This window comes from Actinophytocola xanthii (genome assembly GCF_001921205.1).
Lineage (GTDB): Bacteria > Actinomycetota > Actinomycetes > Mycobacteriales > Pseudonocardiaceae > Actinophytocola > Actinophytocola xanthii.
This window is the reverse complement of sequence record NZ_MSIE01000117.1, coordinates 1-10,341: the sequence shown is the minus strand read 5'-3', so window position 1 is coordinate 10,341 and position 10,341 is coordinate 1. Positions and strand designations below refer to the sequence as shown.

At 76.1% G+C, this 10,341-nt stretch carries 2 protein-coding genes; both read left to right on the top strand.

Going from position 1 to position 10,341, the window contains the following annotated elements:
- The coding region (locus BU204_RS40990) for a type I polyketide synthase (protein WP_198943108.1) at positions 1-8,639 on the top strand (8,639 nt) is incomplete at its 5' end.
- 79 nt (positions 8,640-8,718) lie between these two features.
- Positions 8,719-10,341 (top strand): type I polyketide synthase (locus BU204_RS36230; protein WP_408608078.1); only part of this gene is annotated, 1,623 nt, incomplete at its 3' end.

The window sequence follows — 10,341 nt, the reverse complement described above, 5'->3', positions numbered from 1 at the left end:
GGGTGCTGGCGGTGGTGCGTGGCTCGGCGGTGAACTCCGACGGCGCCTCCAACGGCCTCACCGCCCCCAACGGCCCGGCCCAGCAGCGGGTGATCCGGGCCGCGCTCACCGCCGCCGGGCTGTCCACCTCGGACGTCGACGTGGTCGAGGGCCACGGGACCGGCACGCCGCTCGGCGACCCGATCGAGGCGCAGGCCCTGCTCGCCACCTACGGCCAGAACCGGGCGACGCCGCTGCTGCTGGGCTCGGTGAAGTCCAACCTCGGGCACACCCAGGCCGCGGCCGGGGTCGCCGGCGTCATCAAGATGGTGCAGGCACTGCACCACGGGCTCGCCCCGCGGACCCTGCACGTCGGCGAGCCGTCCTCGCACGTGGACTGGTCGGCCGGCGCGGTGCGGGTGCTGACCGAGCAGGTCGAGTGGCCGGCCGTGGACCGCCCCCGCCGCGCTGCGGTGTCCTCGTTCGGGATCAGCGGCACCAACGCCCACGTCATCCTCGAGCAGGGCCCGCCCGTGCCGGAGCTGGACCCCGCGTCGAGCCGACCCCGGCTCGTGCCGTGGCCGGTCTCCGGTCGCACCGAGCAGGCCCTCCGCGACCAGCTCGACCTCCTCAGCCGGGTGGGTCCCCGCTTCACCTCCGCCGACATCGGCCTCACCCTCGCCGGACGCTCCGCGTTCGAGCACCGCGCGGTCCTGGTCGGCGCCGAGGCCGTCGAGGGCGTGGCCGATGTGGACGGCCGGATCGTGTTCGTGTTTCCCGGTCAGGGTGCGCAGTGGGTGGGGATGGGTGCTCGTCTGTTGGATGAGTCGCCGGTGTTCGCGGGGCGGGTGGAGGAGTGTGCGGCGGCGTTGGCGCCGTTTGTGGGGTGGTCGTTGTCGGAGGTTCTTCGTGGCGGTGAGCTGGGTCGGGTGGGGGTGGTGCAGCCGGCGTCGTGGGCGGTGATGGTGGCGTTGGCGGCGGTGTGGCGTTCGTATGGTGTGGAGCCGGACGCGGTGGTCGGGCATTCGCAGGGTGAGATCGCCGCCGCGGTGGTGTCGGGTGCGTTGTCGCTCGAGGACGGTGCGCGGGTGGTGGCGTTGCGCAGTGCGGCCATTGCTCGGCGTCTGGTTGGTGGCGGCGGGATGATGTCGGTGGCGTTGCCGGCGGGGGAGGTGGCTGGGCGGCTGGACGAGCGGCTCTCGATCGCCGCGGTCAACGCACCGGCGTCGGTCGTCGTCTCCGGTGACCCGGACGCGCTCGACGAGCTGGCCACCCGGCTCACCGAGGAGGGCGTGCGAACCCGGCGCGTCGCCGTCGACTACGCCTCCCACTCCGCCCAGGTCGAGCTGCTTCGCGACGAGCTCCCCGACCAGCTCGCCGGCATCGCGCCGCGCGCCGTCCGGATTCCCTTCTACTCCACGGTGACCGGCGGCTGGTTGGACGGAACCGAGGTCGACGGCCGGTACTGGTACGAGAACCTGCGTCGCACGGTGGCCTTCGCCCCGGCGGTCGGCGCGTTGCTCGCGGACCGGTACCGGCTGTTCGTCGAGGTGAGCCCGCACCCCGTGCTCACCGTCGGCATCGGGGAGAGCATCGAGGCCGCCGGGGTGCCGGCGGCCGCCGGTGGCACGCTGCGCCGCGACGACGGCGGCACTGACCGGCTGCTGACCTCGCTGGCCGAGCTGTGGGTCCGCGGCGCCCCCGTGGACTGGGCACCCTCCTTCGCCGGGACCGGCGCCCGCCGGGTCGACCTGCCCACCTATCCCTTCCAGCACGACCGCTACTGGCCGCCGCCCGCGCCGCGCACCGGAACCGACACGTTCTGGGACGACGTCGAGCGCCACGACCTCGCCGACCTCGCCGAGCACCTCGGCGTGGACGAGCACGCCCTCGGCGCCGTCGTGCCCGCGCTCTCCTCCTGGCGCAGCACCCGCCGCGCCGAGTCCGAGGTGGACTCCTGGCGCTACCGCGTCGCCTGGCGCCCGGTCCGCCACCTCGAACCGCCCGCCCTGACCGGCACCTGGCTCGTCGTGTCCACCCAGGACAGCGAGGCCGTGGCCGCCGCGCTCGCCGCCCACGGCGCCACGACCCGCGCCGTCACCCTCACCGACGGGATGGACCGCGCGGACGTCGCCGCGGCGCTGGGCGAGCCGACCGGCGTCGCCGGGGTCGTCTCGCTGCTCGCCGCCGACGAGGCCCCGAGCACCGCACACCCCGCCCTGCCGGCCGGTCTGGTGCTCACCCTCGCGCTCGCCCAGGCCCTCGGCGACCGCGAGGTCGACGCGCCGCTGTGGTGCCTGACCCGCGGTGCGGTCGCCACCGAACCCGCCGACCGGCTCGACCACCCCCTACAGGCCCTCGTGCACGGCCTCGGCTACGCCGGGGCCCTCGAGGAGCCGCACCGCTGGGGCGGGCTGGTCGACCTGCCCGAGACGCTGGACGAGCAGGCCGGCGCCCGGCTCGCCGCCTGCCTGTCCGCCGGCGACGAGGACCAACTGGCCATCCGCCCCACCGGCGTGTTCGCCCGCCGCGTCGTCCGCGCGCCCGACACCGGACGGCCGGCGCGGCGGCGCTGGAACCCCACCGGCACCACGCTGGTCACCGGCGGCACCGGCGTGCTCGGCACGTTCCTCGCCCGCGACCTCGCCCAGCGGGGCGCCGAGCACCTCCTGCTGGTCAGCCGGAGCGGGCGGGCCGCGCCCGGAGCCGCCGAGCTGGTCGAGGAGCTGACCGGGCTGGGCACCCGGGTCACCGTCGAGGCCTGCGACATCGCCGACCGGGACGCGGTCGCCGACCTGCTGGCCAGGCACCGGCCCCGCCACGTCGTGCACACCGCCGCCACCGTGCGGCTCGCGACCATCGCCGGCACCGGCGTCGAGGAGTTCGCCGAGACTGCGGCCGCCAAGGTCGCCGGTGCGCGCCACCTCGACGAGCTGCTCGACCCCGACACCGTCGAGTCGTTCGTCCTCTACTCCTCCACCACCGGGGTGTGGGGCAGCGGCGAGCACGCCGCCTACGCCGCCGGCAACGCCTACCTCGAGGCGCTCGCCCGCCACCGGCGCGACCGCGGGCTGCCGGCCACCGCCATCAGCTGGGGCACCTGGCGCGACGACGCCAACCGGCTGCCGGTCGAGCGGATCGAGGGCAGCGGGCTGGTGCTGATGGACCGCGAGCGCGCCCTGGTCGCGCTGCGCCGCGCCCTCGACGACGACGAGACCCAGCTGACCGTCGCCGACATCGACTGGAGCCGGTACCACCCGGTGTTCACCTCCGGGCGTCCCACCCGGCTGTTCGACGAGATCCCCGAGGTCCGCGACCAGCGAACCGGCGACGCCGGACCCGCCGAGCGCGAGCTGGTCGCCCGGCTGCGCGGGCTACCCGCCGACCAGCAGCGCAAGGAACTGCTGGAGCTGGTCCGCACCCAGGCCGCCGGGGTCCTCGGCCACCCCACGGCCGACGCAGTGGCCCCCGGCCGGGCGTTCCGCGAGATCGGGTTCGACTCGCTCACCGCCGTGGACCTGCGCAACCGGCTCACCCGGGCGACCGGGCTCGCGCTGCCGGCCACGCTCGTGTTCGACCACCCCGACCCGGCCGCGCTGGCCGAGTTCCTGCGCGGCGAGATCGCCGGCACCGCGGTGGAGGTCGCCGCGCCGACGGTGCCCGCCGGCGGGGACGCCGACGAGCCGGTCGCGATCGTCGCGATGAGCTGCCGGTTCCCCGGCGGGGTGCGCTCGCCGGAGGACCTGTGGCGGCTGCTGGCCGAGGGCACCGACGCGATCACCCCGCTGCCGACCGACCGCGGCTGGGACCTCGACACCCTGTTCAGCGACGACCCCGACCGGCCGGGCACCTCCTACGCCCGCGCCGGCGGCTTCCTCGCCGACGCCGCCGACTTCGACGCCGGGTTCTTCGGCATCCCGCCCCGCGAGGCGCTGACCATGGACCCGCAGCAGCGGGTGCTGCTGGAGACCGCGTGGGAGGCGGTCGAGCGCGCCGGAATCGACCCGACCGCGCTGCGCGGCACCCGCACCGGCACGTTCATCGGCGCCAGCTATCAGGACTACGGCGGCGGCGCAGACACCGACGACGAGGGCTACGTGGTGACCAGCAGCCTGGCCAGCGTGCTCTCCGGCCGGCTGGCCTACCTGTTCGGCCTGGAGGGGCCGGCGGTCACCCTCGACACCGCGTGCTCGTCGTCGCTGGTCGCCCTGCACCTGGCCTGCCAGTCCGTGCGGGCCGGCGAGTCGGAGCTCGCCCTGGCCGGCGGCGTCACCGTGATGCCGACGCCCGACGCGTTCGTCGCGTTCAGCCGCCAGCGGGCCGTCGCACCCGACGGGCGGTGCAAGGCCTTCGCCGAGGGCGCCGACGGGATGAGCCTCGCCGAGGGCGTCGGCGTGGTCGTGGTCGAACGGCTCGCCGACGCCCGCCGCAACGGCCACCCCGTGCTGGCCGTGGTCCGCGGCTCCGCGGTGAACTCCGACGGCGCGTCCAACGGCCTGACCGCCCCCAACGGCCCGTCCCAGCAGCGGGTGATCCGCCAAGCGCTCGCCAACGCCGGGCTGCGCTCGTCCGATGTGGACGTGCTGGAGGCGCACGGCACCGGGACCCGGCTGGGCGATCCGATCGAGGCGCAGGCGTTGCTCGCGACCTACGGGCAGGGCCGGGAGGCGCCGTTGTTGTTGGGTTCGGTGAAGTCGAACCTGGGGCACACCCAGGCCGCGGCCGGTGTCGCGGGTGTGATCAAGATGGTGTTGGCGATGGGGCGTGGTGTGGTTCCGCGGACGTTGCATGCCGACCACCCGTCGTCGCATGTGGACTGGTCGACCGGGTCGGTGGAGTTGGTGACCTCGGCTCGGGAGTGGCCGGGTTCGGTGCGTCGGGCGGGGGTGTCCTCGTTCGGGATCAGCGGGACCAACGCGCACCTGATCCTCGAACAGGCACCCGTTCCCGACGCACCCGCCCCCGAGCCGGCGGTGACCCCGGCGGTGGTGCCGTGGGTCCTGTCCGGACGGACCGCGCCGGCGGTGCGGGAGCAGGCACGACGGCTGGCCGAGCTTTCGGCCGACCCCCTGGACGTCGGGTTCTCGCTGACCGCCCGCAGCTCCTTCGAGCACCGGGCGGTGCTGACCTCCGACGGCGCGGAGCTGGCCCGCGGTGGCGGCCGGGGCGGTGGCGACCTCGTCGTGCTGTTCGCCGGGCAGGGCTCACAGCGGGTCGGGATGGGCCGCGAGCTGGCCGCGCGCTTCCCGGTGTTCGCGCGGGCCTGGGCGCGGGGGCGGGCCGAGCTGGGTGTCCCCGTCGACCTGGACGAGTCGGCGGCGCTGGACGACACGGCCGCCGCCCAGCCCGCGTTGTTCGCGTTGGAGGTGGCGCTGTTCCGGCTGGTGGAGTCGCTGGGGATCCGGCCGGACGCACTGGTCGGGCACTCCATCGGGGAGATCGCCGCCGCGCACGTGGCGGGTGTCCTGTCGCTGCCCGACGCCTGCCGGCTGGTCACCGCCCGTGCGGAGCTGATGGGCGCGTTGCCCCCCGGTGGCGCGATGGTCGCCGTGCCGGCGAGCGAGGACGAGGTCACCCCGCTGCTCACCACCGAGGTGTCGCTGGCCGCGGTCAACGGCCCGAGGTCGGTTGTGCTGGCCGGCACCGAGGACGCGGTCGCGGCGGTCGCCGCCCGGTTCGACCGCGCCAAGCGGCTGCGCACCAGCCACGCCTTCCACTCCCCGCTGATGGCACCGATGCTGGACGCGTTCCGTGCGGCGGTAGCCGACCTGACCTGGCACGAGCCGGTCATCCCGGTCGTCTCCACGCTCACCGGGAAACCCGCCGGCCCCGACTGGGGCTCGCCGGACTACTGGGTCGAGCACGTCCGCGGCACGGTCCGCTTCGCCGAGGCGGTGCGGACCAGCGGCGGCGCTACCTTCCTCGAGCTCGGACCGGACGCCGTGCTCACCGGGCTGGTCGGCGAGACCGCGCCGGAGGCGGTGGCCGTGCCGCTGCTGCGCCGCGACCGGGGCGAGGAGCAGGCCGCGGTGACCGCGCTCGCCCGGCTGTACTGCGCGGGCGTGCCGGTCACCTGGGCGGAGCTGTTCGCCGGCACCGGCGCCGGCCGGGTCGACCTGCCGACCTACCCGTTCCAGCGCAGGCGGTACTGGCTCCCGCCGCGGCCGGCCGGCGCCGGGTCGCTGCGCCATCCCGTGCTGACCGACGCCCTGCGCCTGGCCTCCGGCGAGGTCGTGCTCACCGGCCGGTCGGCTGCCGGGGTGACCGAGGCCGGGTTGGTCGAGCTGGTCCTGCGGGCCGGCGAGGAGGCCGGGACGACCGCGGTGGCCGACCTGGCCGTCGAGCGCGCGCTGCCGGGCGGAGACCGCGAGGTCCAGGTCGCCGTCGCCCCACCGGACGACGAGGGCCGACGCCCGGTCACCGTGCACAGCCGCCCCGCCGGCACCGACCGCTGGCTCCGCCACGGGACAGCCACGCTCACCCCCACCCTCGAGCCGACCGCGGCGCCGGCGGAGTGGCCGCCGAGCGGCGCGGTCCGGGTTGAGCCCGACGGGGCGTTGGTCGCCGCGGCCTGGCGGCGCGGCGAGGAGCTGTTCGCCGAGCTGACGCTGCCCGAGGAGGCCGACCCCGCCGGGGTCGTGCTCCACCCGGATTTGCTGGCGGCCGCCGCACTGGTCGGGGCCGAGCGGGACCTCGTGCCCACCGGCTGGTCCGGCCTCGCGGTCCACGCCACCGGCGCGAGCGCGCTGCGGGTCCGGGTCGTCCCGACCGGTCCGGCCGGCCGCTCGGTGACCGCAACCGACCACACCGGACGGGCGGTGCTCACGGCCGCGGCCGTCGAACTCGCGCCCGCGGCGCCCACGGCAGTCGACCAGGACGCGTTGTTCGTTCTGCGCTGGGAACCGGTACCCGCCGCATCCGCACCGCGCGGGCGCTGCGTCGTGCTCGGCGAGGGCCCGGTGGCCGAGGCCCTGGTCCGCGCCGGCGTACCGGCCGTCACCGAGCTGGACGAGGTGCCCGACGTGGTGCTGCTCCCGGTCCGGGGCGGGGTCACCGGAGCCCTGGGTGCGCTGCGCGCCTGGCTCGACGACGACCGGTGCACCGCGTCGCGGCTCGTGCTGCTGACCGAGCACGCGGTGGCGACCGCCCCGGAGGACGACGTCGCCGGGATCGCCGATGCCGGGGTCTGGGGCCTGGTCCGCTCGGCGCAGTCCGAGCACCCGGGCCGGTTCACGATCGCCGACCTGGACGGCACCGACCGGTCCGCGGCGGCACTGGTCGACGCGCTCGCCGCGGACGAGCCGCAGCTGGCCGTCCGCGCCGGGGTCGTCACCGCGCCGCGGCTGGCCCGCGCCGAACCCGCTACCGAGCCGGCCTGGCGCTGGTCGAGCACCGGCACCGTCCTGGTCACCGGCGGCACCGGCGCGCTCGGCGCGCCCCTCGCCCGCCACCTGGTCGCCCGGCACGGCGTGGGGCACCTGCTGCTCGCCGGCCGTCGCGGTCCGGACGCCCCCGGCGCCGCCGAGCTGGTGGCGGAGCTCACCGCGCTCGGCGCGGAGGTGCGGGTCGCCGCCTGCGACGTCGCCGACCGCGCGCAGGTCGCGGCCCTGCTCGCCGGGATCCCGGCGGAACACCCGCTGGCCGGCGTCGTCCACCTCGCCGGGGTCCTCGACGACGGGCTGCTCACCGACCTCACCGACGAGCGGGTCCGGCATGTCGCGGGCGCCAAGGCCGACGGGGCGGCCCATCTCGACGAGCTGACCCGCGATGCCGACCTCGACGCGTTCGTCCTGTTCTCCGGGTTCGCCGGGGTGGCTGGCAGCCCCGGCCAGGCCGGCTACGCCGCCGCCAACGCCTGTCTCGACGCCCTGGCCTACCGCCGCCGCGTCCGGGGCCTGCCGGCCACCTCGCTGGCCTGGGGAGCCTGGTCCACCGGGATGGCCGGCGACCTCGACGCCGCGGAGAGCGATCGGCTGCGCCGCGCCGGGCTGGTCCCGATCGACCCGGAGCTGGGGACGGAGCTGCTGGACTCGGCCGCAGCCGTGCCGGACCCGCTGGTCGTCCCGGTGCGGCTCGACCTGCGCCCCCGCGGCACCGTGCCGGCCCTGCTCCGCGGCCTGGTCCGCGCACCGGCCCGCCCGGTCGTGGTCGACGACCGGCCGCTGGCCGACCGGCTCGCCGGGCTCGACCCGGCCGGGCAGCAGGCCCTGCTCACCGACCTGGTCGCCGCCGACGTCGCGATGGTGCTCGGGCACGCCTCGCCGGAGGAGGTCGACCGGGACCGGGGCTTCCTCGACCTTGGAATGACCTCGCTGAACGGCGTGGAGCTGCGCAACGCGCTTGCCGCCCGCACCGGGCTGGCGCTGCCCACGACGCTGATCTTCGACCACGCGACGCCGGCCGAGCTGGCCCATCACCTGCGGACCCTGCTCGGCGCGGCCGAGGACGCGCCGGCGCTGGCCGAGCTGGCCCGGCTGGAGGCGGCCGTCTCGGCCGGCCCACTGGACCCGGATACCAGGTCAAGACTGGTCAAACGTCTGTCCTCGGTGCTGTGGACTCTGGAGGACGGCCGTGCCCGCGACAACGGGTCCGCCGAGCTCGCCACGGCGAGCGACGAGGAGATGTTCGCGCTGATCGAGGAGGAGCTCGGGCTCGACTGAGCCGGCTCGACAGCGCCGCCGAGCAGCGAGGGACGGCCGCATGACGAGCACTGAGAGCAAGCTCCGTGACTACCTCAAGCTGGTCACCTCGGATCTGCGCCAAGCCAAGGAGCGGCTCCGGGCGGCGGAGGCGCGGGACCACGAGCCGATCGCGATCGTCGGCATGGGCTGCCGCTACGCCGGCGGTGTCGGCTCGCCCGAGGACCTGTGGCAGGTGCTCGTCGACGGCCGCGACGTGGTGGGCGGGTTCCCGACCGACCGCGGCTGGGACCTGGACGCACTGCACCACCCCGACCCCGACCACCCCGGCACCACCTACGTGCGGGAGGGCGGCTTCCTCGCCGGCGCGGCGGGCTTCGACGCGGAGTTCTTCGGCATCTCCCCGCGCGAGGCGCTCGCCATGGACCCGCAGCAGCGGCTGGTGCTCGAGGTGTCCTGGGAGGCACTGGAGCGGGCCGGGCTCGACCCGCGCTCGCTGCGGGGCACCGACACCGGCGCCTTCGTCGGTGCGATCCAGCTGAACTACGCCTCCGGCGGCGCGGTCCCCGACGACGTCGAGGGACACCTGGCCACCGGCACCACGGCCAGCGTGATCTCGGGCCGGCTCGCCTACCAGCTCGGGCTGCGCGGCCCGGCGGTCACGGTCGACACCGCGTGCTCGTCCTCGCTGGTCTCGTTGCACCTGGCCGCGCAGGCGCTGCGCGCGGGGGAGTGCTCGCTGGCGCTGGCCGCCGGGGTCACCGTGATGCCGAACCCGGCGGTGTTCGTCGAGTTCGCCCGCCAGCGCGCGCTGTCCCCGGACGGCCGGTGCAAGGCCTTCGCCGACGCCGCCGACGGCGTCGGCTGGGGCGAGGGGATCGGCGTGCTCGTGCTGGAGAGGCTGTCCGACGCCCGGCGCGACGGCCACCGCGTCCTCGCCGTGGTCCGCGGCTCCGCGGTGAACCAGGACGGCGCGTCCAGCGGGCTCACCGCGCCGAACGGACCCTCCCAGCGGCGGGTGATCGAGGCCGCGCTGGAGAACGCCCGGCTCGCACCGGGTCTGGTCGACGCCGTCGACGGGCACGGTACCGGCACCACGCTCGGCGACCCGATCGAGGCCGACGCCCTGCTGGCGACCTACGGCCAGGACCGGGACCGGCCGCTGTGGCTGGGCTCGGTGAAGTCGAACCTCGGGCACACCCAGGCCGCGGCCGGTGTCGCCGGGGTGATCAAGATGGTGCTGGCGATGCGGCACGGCCTGCTTCCGCGCACCCTGCACGTGGACGCCCCGTCGTCGCATGTGGACTGGTCGGCGGGGTCTGTGTCGCTGCTGACCGAGCCCGTGGAGTGGCCGGCCGCGGCGCGGCCGCGGCGAGCGGGAGTGTCGTCCTTCGGCATCAGCGGCACCAACGCCCACGTGGTCCTGGAGGAGCCGCCGCCGGTCGAGCCGATCGAGCCCGCCGCCGGGTCCGGGCTCGTGCCCTGGGTGGTGTCGGCGCGGTCCTCGGCGGCGCTGGACGAACAGCTCACCCGGCTCCGGTCGCTGACCGCCAACCCCGCCGAGGTCGCGTTCTCGCTGGTCGCCTCGCGTTCGCTGTTCGAGCACCGTGCGCTGGTCGTGGATGGCGAAGAGGTGGCCCGGGGCGTGGCGGCGCCGGGTCGGACGGCGTTCGTGTTCTCGGGTCAGGGTTCGCAGCGGGTGGGGATGGGTCGGGAGCTGTGT